The sequence below is a fragment of the Photobacterium sp. AWH4_225 genome (assembly GCF_056158405.1).
Map to the genome: position 1 here is coordinate 3,131,081 of NZ_JBSWTF010000001.1, position 16,683 is coordinate 3,147,763.

The window sequence follows — 16,683 nt, forward strand, 5'->3', positions numbered from 1 at the left end:
TTAATCCCCTTTCAGTGCCTTGCTCAGGTTTTTGAATTTTGACCCGAGAAAATCCAACGATGCCTGATATTCCAGCGAGTTCTGCATAAACAGGTTTTGCTCCAACTGGGCATCAACGGTATTGCCATCACCCGTGTCCGGCTGGGTAGGAACACGGTACTTTTGTTCACCCGCTACCTGCGTGGAGGCAGAAATATGCCGACCATCAGTACGGCTGAGGCCAACTTTTGCCCCCGAGGTTGCCGCATTGAGGGCCCGCTGGAAGTCGATATCTTTCGCCTTGTACCCTGGCGTATTGGCATTGGCGAGGTTACTTGCCAGCGTTTCGGCGCGTTTGGCTCGTACGCCAACGGTATGCTGGTGAACACCTAATGCTTTATCAAAAGAAATGGACATATCTGCCTCCCAAAATCGTTACCGAATAGAAAGCAAAGGCTGTGCCAAAAGTTATAAACGAGGAAAATTAGGAGGTTGGAGGTGAGTTACTGAGGACTGGGGTGGGAGAACCTTGGGCCTAGTATTTGCTCTTCCTAGGCCCAATGAGTCAAAGGTAATAACCCCTTACTTAAGCTTGTAGATAATCCCCGGGTTGCAGCGGATCATCTCAAATTTATCGGTCAGCCCAGTGAGTGACTCTGATGCGCCAAGCAGAAGATAGCCGCCCGGATTCAGGCTGGCCGCCATTTGGTTAAGTACCTTGGCTTTCATCTCCGGCGAGAAATAGATAAGCACATTGCGGCAGAAGATCACATCAAACTTGCCAAGCAACGCATAACTGTCTTTCAGGTTCTGCGGGCGGAAGTTGACCATCCGCTTGACCTTGTCATTCACTTTTAGGCGGCCATCACCGTTGTCCTCGAAAAACATCCGGCGACGCTCCATCGACAAGCCCCGGCTGAGAGCCAGGTTATCGTAGGCCCCTGAACGGCAAGTATCCAGCATAGTCTGTGAAATATCGGTCGCCGTGATCTGTACACTGCTGGCCAGCATTCCCGGCCTGCGGCTCTGGGTTTCCAGTACCGTCATTGCTATGGAGTATGGTTCTTGCCCCGAAGAGCTGGCAGAGGACCAAATTTTGATTGGCCGTTTATTGGCAGCTAACTCCGGCAGGATACGCTCAGCCAACACCGTGTAAGGATAGGTATCACGGAACCACAAAGTTTCATTGGTTGTCATGGCATCGACCGCCGCGACACGCAATTCCCGGTTCCGACCCGCAACCACCACCTGCAACAATTCAGATAATGAAGATAATGAATACTGACTGACTAAAGGACTGAGCCGGCTTCTTACCAAGTACTGTTTACTGTCACCCAATACAATTCCGCACTGGGCTTCCAGGAAACGGCAAAACTCGCGGTATTCCTGATCGTTTATTGTTATAGCTGTCATCTACTGCTCTAGTATGATTTTTTATGCTCGAGTCTGTTTATGTTGGCATTGCTTATATTGACATTGCCTATTTCGGCATAGCCGCTTTTACTGCTGCGCCAAGCTCATCAGGATTAAATTTAGGAATGAAGGCATTGGCACCAACTCGCTCTACCATGGCCTGGTTAAACACCCCGCTGAGAGAGGTATGCAGGATAACATGCAAGTCTTTCAGTTTAGGATCGTTACGGATTTCTGCGGTCAGCGTATAACCATCCATTTCCGGCATTTCGATATCCGAAATCACCAGCGCCAGTTGTTTGTAGATATCCCCTTCCTGGGCCATTTCTCTGAGCTTGATAATGGCTTCTTTGCCATCTTTAACCAACACACATTCGCAACCAATAGCTTCAATCGCACGCTGGACCTGCTTACGGGCCACACTGGAATCGTCGGCAACCAGTACGCGCTTGATATCTGGCATGTCTTCAATCAGCTCTTCCAACACCGTGCCGGTGATACTGGTATTGACCGGTGAGATCTCATCGAGAATTTTCTCTACATCCAGGATTTCAACCAGTTCATTATCAATTTCGGTTACTGCTGTCAGATAGTTCGCCTTACCCGCTCCCTTTGGCGGCGGCAAGATTGACTCCCAGTTCATATTGATAATGCGTTCTACCGAGGAGACCAAGAACCCCTGAATCGAACGGTTAAACTCAGAAATAATCACAAAGCAATTGTCGAGATCGTCAATGGGACGGCCACCAGTTGCCAGGCTCATATCAATCACGGAAATAGTTTGCCCACGAATGTGTGCGATCCCCTTCACCAAAGGGTGCAAGTTAGGCATGGTTGTCAGCTTCGGACACTGAAGCACTTCCTTGACCTTAAATACATTGATGCCATAACGTTGACGTCGATTAAGCCTGAATGTTAGCAACTCTAGCCTGTTTTGACCGACCAGCTGGGTACGTTGATTCACCGAATCTAATATCCCCGACATATGAAGACGTCTCCTTGTTGATTGTTTTTATAATTTGATACGTGTTTACTAGAGAAACCAAAGGTTAAATCACATATCATAGCAAGTTAAAGCTGCTTTATTGAAATACCTGCGGTAAGACACAGTATCCCATTGTGACTGGCGACATTAAAGAGATAATTACGTGCTTAGCTACTCGCTTAACATCCACCTAATTTGTTTTATCGGCCTGCAGCTGTTTTTCTTTAGCAGCATCAGTCCCGCGTCAGCTAGCCAAGATACAAGCCAGCAACTCACCCAACCAGCTCCTGCCAATATGGCACCTGAAGCGATCAGCCAAGCCGCGCAAGATCACGTTACCGAGCTAACCCGCGAGGCAAACGGCACCTTCACTATCACGGCCCCAAACCTCGATAACCGGCTCCGTCTACCTCAGTGCCCCGAACCTCTGTCTACCGACATTCCCAACAAAAATTCATTGAGCGGTACGGTCTCTGTTTTAGTTCGTTGCGAATCACTTAATTGGCAAATTTACGTACCTATCCGTGTCCAACAGGTACTTGAGCGTGTTATTGCCAAAGCGCCACTTCCCAGAGGGTCCGTCATCTCCGCAGCCGATATTGGCGTTGAGCAAGTGGAACTGAGGCGGCAACGCGGTGCCTCTTTTGCCACCCCTGAGCAGTTGATTGGCTCCAAAGTAAAGCGTCCCGTCCGGCTCGGGGAAATCATCTTGGCCAGCGATATCTGCCTGGTGTGCAGAAATGATGCCGTTCTTATCAAAGCCGGCAATGACGGCTTGTCTATTATTACCGAAGGCAAAGCCTTGTCTGATGGCTCGCTGGGTGAGCAAATCAGAGTGCAGAATAATCGCTCAAAAAAGGTCATTACCGGAGTCGTCAGTGCTGTCGGTGAAGTGACGGTTCGCTATTGATACGAAATTACCGAAATTTTACGTACAATACCTAAAGGTTTTGCTATCGTTGTCGATAATACAGTAGCTATAGAGCCTAACTGCATGTTCAAGGAGTTTCTAATGCCTACTATCAATAACATACGCACTAACCAGCCATTGACTACTGGCGGGAATGTATCCAACGCCGATGCTGGCAAAAGCAAACCGGCATCAGATGCTAAAACCAATACAACCGAATCTGATTCCGTCTCCTTGAGCAGTCAAGGTCAATCTGTGGGTCAGATCCATCAGCAGCTGGCGACTCAGGAAGCTTTCGACACTGAAAAAGTGAACGCCATCAAAGAAGCGATTGCCAATGGCTCTTATGTCATTGATGCCGATAAACTAGCGGCTAATATGATCAAACTAGAAGACGAATTGAAAGGCCTTTAAGGAACAAGTGAGAGAGTATGTCTACGTCTATAGAACAGCTTCTTGAACAGCAACAGGTAAACCTTACCTCTCTCACCTCTTTGCTCGCACAAGAGCAAAAAGCGATTGTCGAACGCAAGTCCGAACAAATCCTTGAATGTGCCCAGAAAAAATCAGCATTGATCGACAGTATCAAGCTTGTCGACCACCAGCTATCTGTTCATCCAGAGCAAACTAGGTTAGCTGAGGGCGGCGATCTGGCTGAAAAAGTCTCAGCCTTACGAACACTAGCTGACGACTGCCAATCCACCAATGAAGTGAACGGCGAAGCCTTAATGCGCGCCCAGCTGAGCTTCCATAAACTGAATAATTTATTGCAGCAAAGCCGCGGCAAGCATCAAATGACCTACACCAGCGAGGGGATGACCCAGAATACTCGTACTCTGGGCACTGATCTGAAAGCGTAAAATAGCCGCCTTATCGATTTATCCTGCTTAGAACATCACTTCTTGGCTCTGGGGAACCGAATACACTTCAACATTCCCTCTCAAGCGTTCCATCCGATTGAGGTCAAGTTGCATTTCAGTCACATAGTTATCGCCAATCGGATAACTGCGGATCACTTCAGCACCACGGATACTTCCATCAACAGAGCTATCGTTAGTTTCATAATTCAACTGCTGATCATCCATCTCGGCCCGGGCTGTAATACGGATACCATAAATCTGCTCCGTCAACTCACGGTAAGCATCGAGCTTTGACGCCCGCATGGCACGCATACGTTTTTCTTCTATGCTTTTCCCTGGCTGCTCGCTAATGGACGCATAGCCAACAGCGGTAATTATGTCTGTATTGCGCGTTTCAACCAAAGGCTGACAGCCAACAAGAAAAGCTATAACCAACAGGCACCAGTAACGCATTTTTACTCCTAAGGCTTAATTACTACTGTATTTCTATCATGGGACAGGGTCTCATCACGAATGATCCAGCCATTGTCCATCCGCATTCTGTTAAGACTGTCAAGATCACGACCAATCCTGTCGGCAGGTAGGAACCCTTGCGCCGAGGCTATCACCACACGAGAGCGGATACCAATAATTCGGGCATTGACCAGCACACCTGCCGATTGGCGAAGCATCGTACCTGCTAGTACATAATCGACCGGCTGCTCTGATGATAATTGTTGCCAGTCGCGGCTAAGGGCAAAGTCACCATCCGGGGTCACTTTGATACCACCAGTAACTTTGTAATCAACCACGGTATAACCACGCTGCTGCATTTGGTAAATCAAACCTTCAGAGACCGTATTACCCAACCAGTTCGTCTCGTCCATATCCTGAAGGTCAACAAATGAAGTCACGGCCATAGGCGTACGAGCAGTCAAGTACTGATTAGATTCAATCAGCTTGTCAGCCATCCCCTGGATGAAAAAGTCCATGGTATGGCGTGGCATTTCATCCAAACTATGTCGGCTACCGGTATAAGGCTCTTTACCGTTATAAATGGGAGAATAGGCACAAGATGTTACCAACATTGCCATCAATACAATTACCCATTTTTTCATAATATACAGCTCCAATTGAAGAGAGACTTCAGACCCATAGCTTGTTATCGTAGATTCAAACAAAAACTTTATTGGTAAACACAAAAATTCAGGAATGCTCTTTGCATTATCCTTGGAATACTATGAAAGTCGCCATTCAATCTCACAATCGATAGTGGCACACTCGCTTCAATTCGTAAGCATCCAACGTAGAGTTTTAAAGCAATTTTTATACCGAAAGTGGACGAAATGATAAAAAAGATCCTCCTTACCCTCAGCAGCATCTGGCTACTGCTTGCCTTACCGGCAAGTGCCGCATGGTATGAAGTCACAGGCTCTGCTGTTGTGTTGCAAAGTGAATCACAAGCCCGCCAGACCGCTCTGGAAGATGCCGTGTTACAGGTTATCCGATATGCCGGAGCCGATCTTTCTTCATTCAACCGCATCAAGCCCTACCTGAAGAACAGCCGGGATCATTACCAGTTCAGTGGCAGTGAATTACGTCAAATTACTGTCACCAAAACCAAAAAGAAAAGCGGCAGCCTTTATCTAACAGCCCAAATCGAAGTATTTCCGTCGGCAAGAACTTGCCACAAGGTACAATACAAAAAAGGCCTGCTGCTGGGTGAGTTTGATATCCGCTCCCCACAACACGCCTCGCTGGGTGGGATTTACCAGCTAGGAGACAATTTTACGTCCGTGCTGAAGCGCCAATTGGAAACCCGCTCGCAAAGCTTCGTGGTTTCCGGTACCACCCGCGTCCAAATCAACCCGGGTTACCCTAGCCAAATGGTTATGCTAGCGGAAGATCATGATGCCCAGTACATCATCAGCGGTCAGATCACCGATTTAACCTCTACCCTCGATCAAAAGTTGTTACGCAGCGATACGATAAATCGGCAATTTGCTGCCGAGATCCAACTGATGGACGGCAAAACCGGTGAAGTACTAATGCAAAACCAATACCGCGAAGTGGCAAACTGGCCATTTTCCCGCACCAGCCAGGTTGACACCGGCAGTGCCCGGTTCTGGCAGTCAGCTTATGGCCAGGCTGTTCAGCGTGTCAGCCAAAACATGATGCTGGATCTGGAAAGCACACTGGCTTGCCGCACCAACTTACCGGAAGTGGTTCGCCATTATGGCAATACCATCCATATCAACCAAGGCCGCAAGCATGGCGTGAAACAAGGTGATCAACTGGCGCTATGGCACAGTGCTGGCTTTATTGATCAAAACGGGATCCCAAGAAATCGTATGGTTCAAACCGACATCACCTTGGTTGTCGACCGGGTATACGAAAAATCTGCCGAGCTCAGCATCGAACAGCCGGAGCTTGCCAGTAGTATCCAACCTGGTGATTTGCTAACCAAACAGATTGAAGATTAAGAGTAATCACTTAATTTATTGGTATTTTTTTGTATAATGACGAAACAAAGCAGTGCTTGCTGCTCCCTTAGCTCAGCTGGATAGAGCGTCCCCCTCCTAAGGGGAAGGCCACAGGTTCGACTCCTGTAGGGAGCGCCATATTTTAAGGCCCAGTTATCATCAGGTAACTGGGCCTTTTTAATTTGGGCTCACCACCTACATAGTAAAATCAATACTGATATACAAGTTCCCTAGCTCACCCAGTTCATACTCTTTCCAGTCATCGAGCGTATCGAACACACGGTAACCGAAGTCAACACTGGTCGCAGGACTATATTGGTAACGAATGCCCGTTTGGCCACCAAAGGTCCAGTCATTCTTATCATGCAAGCCAAACTTGTAACCCAAGCTACCCCCACCAAACACCTGCCAGCTCCCGCTATCCGTGAACGGATATAAGTAATCATAAGCAAAATGGATACTGGTAACGCCTGAGGTGAAACCATGAGAGTAATTGGCCGCAATACGATGCTTGTCATCAAAAATAGCCCCTAGACGAAATATCGGCTCAAACTCCAGTGGCGATTCATATTTCGTCCCATCAGTCACGCCAACGCCAATGAATGACTTGGCCTCTTTCACCTCAGATGCAACTGCAGTTGATAGGCAAGCGAGCAATAACGCGCCCAATGTTGTTTGCTGAATTAACTTTTTAACCATATAAAAAACACCGTTCTTAATTTGGTAAAAAGTACACCAAGATTTTATTGATCGAAAGGCGCTGGGAGGTTAATTCATATGAATGATCGAACTGGCACAGAAAGCCGCTTGCTTGAGGAATCGAAAAAGGTGAAAAAGCCTAAAAACGAAAAAACCTCGCCTAGGCGAGGTTTTTGAATTTGGTGGAGCTAGGCGGGATCGAACCGCCGACCTCTTGCATGCCATGCAAGCGCTCTCCCAGCTGAGCTATAGCCCCAAATCGTGAACAGGATAATAAAAACTTAGCTAAATCATGTCAATAGAAGTAGTTCCGGCAATGAAACCCAAAAGGTGATTTCGTGATAAATATCACTTTATCCTTTTTGCTAAATCAATCCCCCCTGTGGGATAGGCATAACAAGCTGTTATTAATTCTTGAAAAAAATGATCTTCGCCTACTATCTAATGGTACAGATGTATGTCGTACATAAAATATTGTGGCTTTTATCATATTCGTTTCATTAAGAAGGAGAGCGCCATGAAGAAAATCATCACTTTGTTTGCTGCAATGATGGTCGCCGCGAGTTTCAATGTTGGGGCTTTTACCCTTTCAGGTACTGAAGCCGATCTCCCTGAAGATGCAGTCAGACATTGTGCTACGGCAAAAAGCTTTTATGTCTGTATTAATAACTACAAACAAATGCATAAGAAATAAAAAAACGGAAGAGTTCTCACTCTTCCGTTTCTCTTTCTACATTCAGGAACCCTGAATTAGCTGTTCGCTTCACGCTCTGCGATAAACGCCAGTGCCATCTTGATTCGAGCAGCAACGCGCTCTTTACCAATCAACTGCATCACAGCATCTACAGATGGTGACTGACCTTGGCCGGTAACAGATACACGTAGTGGCATACCCACTTTACCCATGCCTAGATCAAGCTCTTCACAGGTTTCTTTGATAACGTTGTGAAGGTTTTCAGTCGTCCACTCTTCAAGAGCTTCAACTTTAGCAAGCGCCAACTCTAGTGCACCTTTAGCCACTGGGCGCAGGTGTTTCTTCGCCGCACCGGCTTCAAACTCGCTGAAGTCCTGGTAGAAGTAACGCGACTGCTCTGCAAGCTCGATAAGCGTGTTGCAACGCTCACCAACCAGCTTGATCACGTCAGTGATCGCAGGGCCTTCGGTAATCGCAATTTCTTTCTGATCCAGGTGCCATTGCAGGTATTCTGCAACGTATTCAGGCTCAGCGGTCTTGATGTAATGGTTGTTCAACCACAGCAGTTTATCAGTGTTGAATGCAGACGCTGACTTACTGATTGAGTCAAGGCTGAACAGCTTGATCATCTCTTCTAGAGAGAAGATTTCCTGATCGCCGTGTGACCAACCCAAGCGAACCAAGTAGTTTAGAAGTGCCTGAGGCAAGTAGCCTTCGTCACGGTACTGCATCACGCTAACCGCGCCATGACGCTTAGACAGTTTTGCACCGTCGTCACCCAGGATCATTGCACAGTGAGCAAACTCAGGGACTGGCGCGCCTAGTGCTTCGTAGATGTTGATCTGGCGAGGAGTGTTGTTGATATGATCTTCACCACGTACAACCTGAGTAATACCCATATCCCAGTCGTCAACAACCACACAGAAGTTGTACGTCGGGCTACCATCAGTACGGCGGATGATCAGATCATCCAACTCGCTGTTGGCGATTTCGATACGGCCACGTACGTGATCGTCAAATACAACCGTACCTTCTTTCGGGTTACGGAAACGGATAACAAACGGCGAATCTTCAGTCGCAGCCGCATTTGCCGCAACAACTTTAGGGTGGTTAGCATCATAGCGAGGCTTTACACCAGCAGCCATTTGCTCTTCACGAATTTCATCTAGTAGCTCTTTCGGGCAGTAGCACTTGTAAGCCTTGTCTTCTGCAAGCAGCTGGTCAATTAGCTGGTTGTAACGATCAAAACGCTTGGTCTGGTAGTATGGGCCTTCATCCCAGTTCAGACCCAGCCATTCCATGCCTTCAAGAATGGCATCGATCGCTTCCTGTGTAGAGCGCTCAAGGTCAGTGTCTTCGATACGAAGAACAAATTCGCCACCCATGTGTTTAGCAAACAACCAAGAATAAAGAGCCGTACGAGCGCCACCTACGTGCAAAAAGCCTGTTGGGCTCGGTGCAAAGCGAGTTTTAACCGTCATTGAACATTACCTAATTAATGAAGGAGTATGCAGTGGATTCACTGCGATCAGATGGCGGGTATTTTAACACTGTCTGGTAAATCTACAATGACCCGTCAACAATCAGTCAATCTTTAAGAATTAACCACGCTACCGACTGCCCTGGCTAACAAGTTTGAAGGTATCGATAGCAGTTAGTCCTTCAGGTTTTTCATCGCCCACAACATGAACTCTTGTTGTTCTTGTGCAGTTAGCTGTGAAAATGATCCTTGTAATATGTTCATTCGAGAGCTGCTGTGGGTAACCGGCAGTGGCTGAGACTCATCAGAAACAACCTTATTTTCCTTTGACGTTGAGACAGTTGAAATCGTTGGTACAGATGAAACAGCAGCTATGGCGTCAACCCGCTGGTTATATGCCGCCAACTCACTCTGATAGTCCCTAAGGTTCTGGAGTCCACCAGCAGTGAGCTTGTCGATAAAAAATTCAACCGGTCTGTTTGCGTCATTGACTAAGTTAAAGGATGGAGAGCGCTCAAAGGCTTTGGCATCGGCTATGGTTCTTAATTTTGGATAGCTAAGCTTAAGCGGGCTATCAGACGCCTCAAAACGGATGATAAAAGCAGGTGAGTTATATTTTCGATGCTTAGCATCTTCAGAGACCAATTGCCCTACTTTGAAGAGCAGCTGATTTGATCCCTCCTCAATAAGCAATAGATTGTTGCTGGACTCAGCCAAAGCATCCTCGGCATCAACCGAGTTTAAAATCAGTGGTTGGATTTCGCTCTGAAATGAGAGCGTAGTATCGGCATTTACAGTTACAGCCCCGAGCAACAAGCTGGTGGCAACAAGTGTATATAGTGGTTTCATTGTTCTGCTCCAATACGCACAATCAGCAAAAGGGCGAACAATTCGCCCTTATTATTTATTAATCGTTATCTTTATAAGCTAGCAATTAGAAGTAGTATTCGACGCCAACAGAAAACTCGTTGTAATCGCCTGACTTCCAACGACTTGTACCATTATCATCGTCACGCCAGCCATTTGTATATTCTGCTGCATCACCAAAATCAAGGGTACGAGCACGGAAGTAAATCACTGCCGACGGGTCAACAAAGTACATTGCCTGAGCAGAGATAACATCATCAGACGTGTTCTTCACCGTCTTGCCACCGACTTCAAGATCAAAGTTCGCGGCATAACCCAGTTTGAACTGCCAGTCATTGATGTTATACATCAAGCCCGCAGAAACACCGTCTTGCTTCTCGTCCTGACCGGCCTTAGGAGAGGCTTCCATATACTTATATTGTGCGAAGAAAGAGATACCGTTTTCAAACCAGCCCTGAATACCCGCTAAATAGGTATCGTTTTCCCAAGTTGTTCCTTCTGCAGCAATGTTACGGTTGCCTTCATACGCTAAATCGAACTGAACCGGGCCAACTTTATAGTGAGCAGCCAAACCGCCCCAGTAATCGTCACCTTCGCCCAAACCAGCCTTATCACCAGCACCAACAGCAACATCAAATGTCAGTGAGTCTGCATAAAGTGGGGAATCCCAACGGATAGTATTTGACTGGCGGTCTTGATATTTCGCACCGCCAATAGCACCGCCCCAATCCCACACATCACCCAGACCAGGGTTAGATGCTGGCCAGTCAACCAACTCGTATAGTGGCGTCAACACGCGCCCCAAACGCACTTGGCCAAGGTTGTCACTTTCAAAACCGACAAAGGTATCACGCTCACCAAGGCCGGCACCTTCGCCGCCGAAGCTTGGATCTACATAACCACCCTCAATTTGCCAAATGAATTTTGGGCCAAAGTTTTTAAATTGCTTGGAGCCGCGGAAACCGATGCGTGATTCGTTATTTAGCTGCATGCCGCCCAAGTTATCGTCATCAGTGGAATTGCCCGTATCGTAATCACGATATGCGGCCTGAACCGCGATGATGCCGTAAACTTCATATTTCGCGTCTGAATCACTTGCCTGTGCAGGTACCGCAGCAACAGCAGCAGACATAATTGCTGCACTCAAAAGGGTACGCTTGAAGATCTTATCCATGAAAAACTCCTAATATTATAGCTGTTTAAGCAATGCCTCCTCAGTTGGCCGCCGAAGGAAGGCTTGCTCGAATTTCTATCATCTGTTGTTCACAAATAAGGCTATCGGCTTTTTTTTTATCGTGAAGATAGCTCACGAAAAAACATGATCATGTTCAAAACAGGAAAATCTAAATCAAACATAAAACCATCAAATACAAAAGGTTAGGGAAATACATAAATACAGAACTGATTTTACAGTAAAAATAAAGAGTGCGTCCGATCGCATAATGTAATGAAATCGACAACATTTTTTTGCGTTTCTTAGAAAGATTTACAGCTTGTGTTTTTTTATTATTTTTCTTGATGAGAAAAGAGTGATCATGCTCTCATTACATTCTCTTATACCCAAAGAGAGCTTTTTGACTTTTAATAGTTTTTTGACGTTTTTGACATTAGGGTTAGTTGATTTATTTATTTCTTCCTAACCTCTACTTCTTATATAAGCCGCGTAAATAAACCACTAGGAAGTAATTTACAAAGCAAAACATAGAGCTAGCAGGTAGTGCTGACAGAAGAATAAACAAGGTTGGAGGGAAAAAACTTTCAAATTAGGCAATGTGGATAATAGGCGATTATATTCATGCTCTAGTTGAGTAAAGAGGATGAGAAAAAGCAATTAAACTTTAAAAGCCTTATACAAAATACCAATAAGTTAAACGTTATGACCAGCACATAACGTGCTGGTCAACAATTAACACAGTAAATAGCTTTAACTATTAACGACAATTATCCTAAAAGTCAGCAGGGTCTCCCTGACCATCCTTAGCTTTACAGTAGAACCAAGGAACAAAGACAACATCGCCAGACGGAAGCTTACAGTATGTCTGACCGAAACCGCCGCCATTACCACTGTTGGCATTGTTATTACCCGCGGCACTTACAGGTAATGAAACTGATGCCGCTAAAAACAATCCAGTTAACGTTAAAGATATTGCTTTTTTCATAGAACCCCCAATAAAACATGATTTAGGTCACATTCAGTATAGGAGCTTATAAATAGTGCGCCATTTTATTGAATTATTTTTCTTTAAAAAATTTATGTACTTAGCAAGTTCTTTTTTCAAAAACAAAAAAAAGCAGACCAATAGGCCTGCTTATCTAGTGCTCTAGAAGAGGTTATAAGAAGTTATAAGGAACGATAACCTGGAAACGTAGGTCAGTCTCATCCGCATCAGCTGCGCCTGCAAACTCGTCACGTTCTAGGATTGTACCGTGTAGACGCACAGTGGTGCCTTTAAGTGAGCCACTCTGTAGTGAGTAAGATACAGTACCGTTGATCGCATACTCGCTCTCGTAGTTCCAATCACCGCCAACAACATTCGCCTTATCAGAGTTTTTACCGCCAGTACCGTAACCGAAGCCTAGGTAGTAGTTCCAACCATTGCCTTGGTTATAAGATAGTCGGTTGTAGAATGATACTTCACCAGACTTGTTCCAGTCAGACAGGGCATCCCACCACAAAGAGTAGTTACCATTGGTCATACCGTAGGTATAAATCATACGTGGGTTAACATCACGGTCGTTGTCAGATTTAGCATACTGCAGGTTAGACATCCAAGACCACTGACCAAAGCTTGCGTTAAATGCAAGACCTGTGGTGTAGCCTAAGCCATCATACTGACGATCATCATCAACACCGTAGAAGTCAAAGGCGATGTTCATCGTATCGTTGATGTTATAACGAGCATAAGCCTTGTAACCTGTTGTATCAACGGCGTCTTGGTAGCCTGTAACTTCCCCTGCTGCCCAATCAACACCGTCGGTGTACACCACGTCAGTTGCTTGGCCAATACCAAACTGCAGGAACAAATCATCAGTAGCATTAAACTGAGCACCTAAAGAGTGAACAATACCCCAGCTTGTGTCTGACCAAAGCGCAGGAGCATAATCGTCCTCGCTCAAAAGCCATGGTGCTGTATATTGATCTGCAATGAAGTAACTTAGCTTCACCTTACCTAAATTAGCATTCAGTTCTGCCCCACGGTAAGTACCAGGTACGAAGCTCCATACATTACCGATAGTGCCATTACCACCGGCTTGTAGCATACCGAATCGGCCGTCAAAATTTTCACCTGCTTTAAATTTCAAAGCCGCTTTGTAAACTTTTAGCGGGTTGCCTTCACCTGAACCCCAGTCAAGGTTGTTACAGGTTGAAATTTCATTACATAGGTACTCACCTGTATCACCATTTACAGCACTGTTGTTGTATAGGTCACCAGAGAAGTAAGCGCCAACATCAGCACCTAACCAACCGTCATGGTAGCCTGAAGTGAAATCAAGAATAGCATTGTAAGATGAATAATCTAGACGACTCCAGCGGTCACCATTTTCACCACCAGGTTTACCAGAAGTACGAGTGCGAGAACGCGTATCAACTACCAGTGTACCACTCAGTGCCGCATCAGCTACAAACTCATTGATAGCTTCTACATACTGATCTCCTCCAGCGCTTTCAGTCGAAGCATGAACTGGCATTGCCACCACTCCGAACATCGCTGCTGTAAGTGCAGAAACTTTAAAAAGCTTTGAACTGTTTTCCATGGAATAACTCCTAAAAATACTAGCTGTGTTTACTTGTGCCCAAAAGGTTGGCCGCCGAGGGCAACAAGTAACTCTCCCAATATGCAGGCTGCTAGAAAGCAACCTGCTATATTTTTTAAACTTCGATTGAACTATTCTTTTCAACCTCTGCCCTTCTTCCCCTTTAAGACTACTTTCACATCAAAAAACATCAAATAGAACTTAATTTATTCTTTGAAAAATATGACTCAGTGCAAAGTTTATGGCGAATAGTGATCCGGATCAAACCAGATTATAAATAGATATAAACAAAGCAAAAAAACCTTTTATAACAACAAGGTAAATTCAACTCCTCATGCGTATCGTATGCTATCTTTTCGGGAATCAGTTCCTTCAAGCAGAAATCGACGAGTATTTTTCATCAAGAAAGACACAAAAAACCACACTGATTTCGCTCTAAAAAATAACAAGCCAACTTATCAGCAGGGTAAAAAAAAACAGCCATAAAGACAGTGCTTTATAGCTGCTTATCGTTAATTTCGTCAAATAATTATAATTTGACGTTTTTGACGTTTTTACCGAGCCATGAAGTCAACAAGCTGTTGCTCGTCCCAAATTTCAATGCCAAGCTCTTGAGCTTTAGTAAGTTTTGACCCAGCCGCCTCACCCGCAACCAGTAGATCGGTCTTCTTAGAGACACTGCCTGTCACTTTCGCACCCAGATTTTGCAGTGCTGCTTTGGCATCCGAGCGAGTTAATTGTGACAAGCTGCCTGTTAGCACGACAGTCTTACCATCAAGTGGCAGCTCAGCAGCCTCATCGCGCTTTTCAATCGCTGGCCAATGAATACCCACTTCAATAAGATCATTAATCACCGTCAGGTTGTGCTCCTCGCGGAAGAAGTTGTAGACATGTGCCGCTACAATCTCGCCAACGTCCTGTACTTCCACCAGCTGTTCTTTGCTCGCTGCTTCAATTGCTGGCAAAGACTCGAAATGCATAGCAAGGTTTGCTGCAGTCGCCTCACCCACCTCACGGATACCCAAGGAATAAAGGAAGCGAGGCAGTGTAGTCAGTTTTGATGAAGACAGTGAGTCCACCAGCTTTTGCGCTGACTTTGGTCCCATTCTTTCCAAGACTGTTAATACACCCGCTGATAACTTGAAGAGATCTGCCGGTGTCGCCACCATTTCACGATCAACAAGTTGCTCAATGATTTTTTCACCACAGCCGTCAACATCCAACGCTTTACGAGATACAAAATGCTTCAATGCTTCTTTACGCTGCGCCTGACAGAATAAACCGCCAGAACAACGAGCCACCGCTTCACCCTCAACACGCTCAACTTTGGACTCACACACCGGACATGCTTCTGGAAACACAATTGGCTTGGCATCTGCTGGACGGCGAGACTCCACCACAGAAGCAATCTGCGGGATCACATCACCGGCACGGCGGATAATCACCGTATCTCCTACCATCACACCAAGACGGGCAATTTCATCGGCATTGTGCAGTGTGGCGTTACTAACCGTCACACCGCCAACAAAGACAGGTTCCAGTTTTGCAACTGGGGTAATCGCTCCGGTACGGCCAACTTGGAACTCGACATTGTTTAGTGTCGTCAGCTCTTCCTGGGCTGGGAACTTATAGGCAATCGCCCAGCGCGGAGCTCGCGCGACAAAGCCTAGCTGCTGCTGGATGGCAATATCATCAACTTTAATTACCACACCATCAATTTCATAAGGTAATGACTCACGCTTTTCACCTATTTCCTGATGGTAAGCGATCACTTCATCCATACTGGCTAGCCGGCGGATTTCCGGACACATTGGCAGCCCCCACCCTTTTAACTGAACCAAGCGATCATATTGACCAGGGGCAAGTTCCACCCCTTCAACGACACCCACCGAGTAAGCGTAAAAACTCAAAGGTCGAGTCGCAGTAATTTTAGAGTCTAGCTGGCGCAAACTTCCTGCCGCAGCATTACGTGGGTTAGCAAACGTCTTTTCACCTTTCTTTAAGGCTTTCTCATTCAGCGATTCAAAGCCTTTTTTCGGCATAAAGACTTCACCACGCACTTCTAGACGGGAAGGCCAGCCTTCACCACGAAGCTTTAGCGGGATAGAGCGAATGGTACGCACATTCTCAGTGATATTTTCACCCGTGGTACCATCACCTCGGGTCGCGGCTTGAGTCAGTACACCATTTTCGTACATCAGGCTCACTGCCAAACCATCCAGCTTCGGCTCACAGCAGTATGCAAGAGATGACTCAGAAAGCAGACGATCCAACATTCGCTTTTCGAAAGCATGAAGATCATCATCATTGAATGCATTGTCCAGCGACAGCATTGGAATTTCATGGGTGATCTGGGTAAAACCGTCCAACGGCTTGCCACCAACTCGCTGGCTCGGTGAGTCAACGGTCACTAGCTCTGGGTTTTCCGCCTCAATCGCCAGCAGCTGCTGCATCATTCGGTCATATTCCACATCCGGTATTTCCGGGTTGTCTTCTACGTAATAGCGGTGACCGTGATAGGCAAGTAGTTCGCGCAACTCATCGAGCTGCTGCTGAATGTCGTGGCTCATATGTGTAC

Annotated in this window: 17 protein-coding genes and 2 tRNA genes; 6 read left to right on the forward strand and 13 right to left on the reverse strand. The window is 46.1% G+C overall.

All coding sequences use genetic code 11. The annotated features are described in order from the left end of the window. The 3 genes from flgB to ACXAD4_RS14525 all read right to left on the reverse strand — a co-directional run bounded on the left by flgB (position 1) and on the right by ACXAD4_RS14525 (position 2,377). Positions 1–396, reverse strand: coding sequence for a flagellar basal body rod protein FlgB (flgB, locus tag ACXAD4_RS14515; protein ID WP_317523971.1), 396 nt, complete (start codon positions 394–396; stop codon positions 1–3). A 165-nt stretch (positions 397–561) separates the two neighbouring features. Beyond that, positions 562–1,392: a CheR family methyltransferase gene (locus ACXAD4_RS14520; RefSeq protein WP_317523972.1), complete on the reverse strand. Its 831-nt coding sequence runs from the start codon at positions 1,390–1,392 to the stop codon at positions 562–564. Between the two features lie 67 nt (positions 1,393–1,459). Further along, positions 1,460–2,377 (reverse strand): chemotaxis protein CheV, encoded by a 918-nt coding sequence (locus tag ACXAD4_RS14525; protein WP_475242368.1) that lies wholly within the window; start codon positions 2,375–2,377, stop codon positions 1,460–1,462. A 163-nt stretch (positions 2,378–2,540) separates the two neighbouring features. Between ACXAD4_RS14525 and flgA the strand changes: the two genes are divergently transcribed. The 3 genes from flgA to ACXAD4_RS14540 all read left to right on the forward strand — a co-directional run bounded on the left by flgA (position 2,541) and on the right by ACXAD4_RS14540 (position 4,147). Next, positions 2,541–3,287, forward strand: a complete 747-nt coding sequence (flgA, locus tag ACXAD4_RS14530; protein WP_475242369.1) for a flagellar basal body P-ring formation chaperone FlgA — start codon at positions 2,541–2,543, stop codon at positions 3,285–3,287. A 102-nt stretch (positions 3,288–3,389) separates the two neighbouring features. Beyond that, entirely contained in the window at positions 3,390–3,701 is a 312-nt protein-coding gene (gene flgM, locus ACXAD4_RS14535; RefSeq protein ID WP_475242371.1) for a flagellar biosynthesis anti-sigma factor FlgM, read from the forward strand. Between the two features lie 17 nt (positions 3,702–3,718). Beyond that, entirely contained in the window at positions 3,719–4,147 is a 429-nt protein-coding gene (locus ACXAD4_RS14540; RefSeq protein WP_475242372.1) for a flagella synthesis protein FlgN, read from the forward strand. 27 nt (positions 4,148–4,174) lie between these two features. Here ACXAD4_RS14540 and ACXAD4_RS14545 read toward each other — a convergent pair whose 3' ends face one another. Together ACXAD4_RS14545 and ACXAD4_RS14550 are read right to left on the reverse strand one after the other, a co-directional pair. Next, positions 4,175–4,600 (reverse strand): LPP20 family lipoprotein, encoded by a 426-nt coding sequence (locus ACXAD4_RS14545; RefSeq protein ID WP_475242373.1) that lies wholly within the window; start codon positions 4,598–4,600, stop codon positions 4,175–4,177. 8 nt (positions 4,601–4,608) lie between these two features. Then, positions 4,609–5,244 (reverse strand): FlgO family outer membrane protein, encoded by a 636-nt coding sequence (locus tag ACXAD4_RS14550; RefSeq protein WP_475242374.1) that lies wholly within the window; start codon positions 5,242–5,244, stop codon positions 4,609–4,611. A 228-nt stretch (positions 5,245–5,472) separates the two neighbouring features. Between ACXAD4_RS14550 and ACXAD4_RS14555 the strand changes: the two genes are divergently transcribed. Then, on the forward strand, positions 5,473–6,609 hold the full coding sequence (locus tag ACXAD4_RS14555; protein WP_475242375.1) for a flagellar assembly protein FlgT: 1,137 nt from the start codon (positions 5,473–5,475) through the stop codon (positions 6,607–6,609). Positions 6,610–6,670: 61 nt separating this feature from the next. Further along, positions 6,671–6,747 (forward strand) — tRNA-Arg (locus ACXAD4_RS14560). Between the two features lie 57 nt (positions 6,748–6,804). On the opposite strand, the gene ACXAD4_RS14565 is transcribed toward ACXAD4_RS14560, so the two are convergent. Both ACXAD4_RS14565 and ACXAD4_RS14570 read right to left on the reverse strand, forming a co-directional pair. Then, positions 6,805–7,308, reverse strand: coding sequence for a hypothetical protein (locus ACXAD4_RS14565; protein ID WP_475242377.1), 504 nt, complete (start codon positions 7,306–7,308; stop codon positions 6,805–6,807). A gap of 180 nt (positions 7,309–7,488) precedes the next feature. Continuing rightward, positions 7,489–7,564 (reverse strand) — tRNA-Ala (locus ACXAD4_RS14570). Positions 7,565–7,825: 261 nt separating this feature from the next. Between ACXAD4_RS14570 and ACXAD4_RS14575 the strand changes: the two genes are divergently transcribed. Continuing rightward, entirely contained in the window at positions 7,826–8,002 is a 177-nt protein-coding gene (locus ACXAD4_RS14575) for a hypothetical protein (RefSeq protein WP_475242379.1), read from the forward strand. A 56-nt stretch (positions 8,003–8,058) separates the two neighbouring features. Here the strand turns inward: ACXAD4_RS14575 and gltX are convergent, their stop codons facing one another. The 6 genes from gltX to ligA all read right to left on the reverse strand — a co-directional run bounded on the left by gltX (position 8,059) and on the right by ligA (position 16,675). After that, on the reverse strand, positions 8,059–9,483 hold the full coding sequence (gltX, locus tag ACXAD4_RS14580) for a glutamate--tRNA ligase (protein WP_475242380.1): 1,425 nt from the start codon (positions 9,481–9,483) through the stop codon (positions 8,059–8,061). A 173-nt stretch (positions 9,484–9,656) separates the two neighbouring features. After that, on the reverse strand, positions 9,657–10,331 hold the full coding sequence (locus ACXAD4_RS14585; protein ID WP_475242381.1) for a YccT family protein: 675 nt from the start codon (positions 10,329–10,331) through the stop codon (positions 9,657–9,659). Positions 10,332–10,416: 85 nt separating this feature from the next. Then, on the reverse strand, positions 10,417–11,481 hold the full coding sequence (locus tag ACXAD4_RS14590) for a porin (RefSeq protein WP_475242799.1): 1,065 nt from the start codon (positions 11,479–11,481) through the stop codon (positions 10,417–10,419). A gap of 814 nt (positions 11,482–12,295) precedes the next feature. Continuing rightward, positions 12,296–12,508: a hypothetical protein gene (locus ACXAD4_RS14595; RefSeq protein ID WP_475242382.1), complete on the reverse strand. Its 213-nt coding sequence runs from the start codon at positions 12,506–12,508 to the stop codon at positions 12,296–12,298. 172 nt (positions 12,509–12,680) lie between these two features. After that, a complete protein-coding gene (locus ACXAD4_RS14600) occupies positions 12,681–14,105 on the reverse strand; it encodes an OprD family porin (RefSeq protein ID WP_475242383.1) in 1,425 nt (474 codons plus the stop codon). Positions 14,106–14,659: 554 nt separating this feature from the next. Beyond that, a complete protein-coding gene (gene ligA, locus ACXAD4_RS14605; RefSeq protein WP_475242384.1) occupies positions 14,660–16,675 on the reverse strand; it encodes an NAD-dependent DNA ligase LigA in 2,016 nt (671 codons plus the stop codon). Between the last annotated feature and the right edge of the window lie 8 nt (positions 16,676–16,683).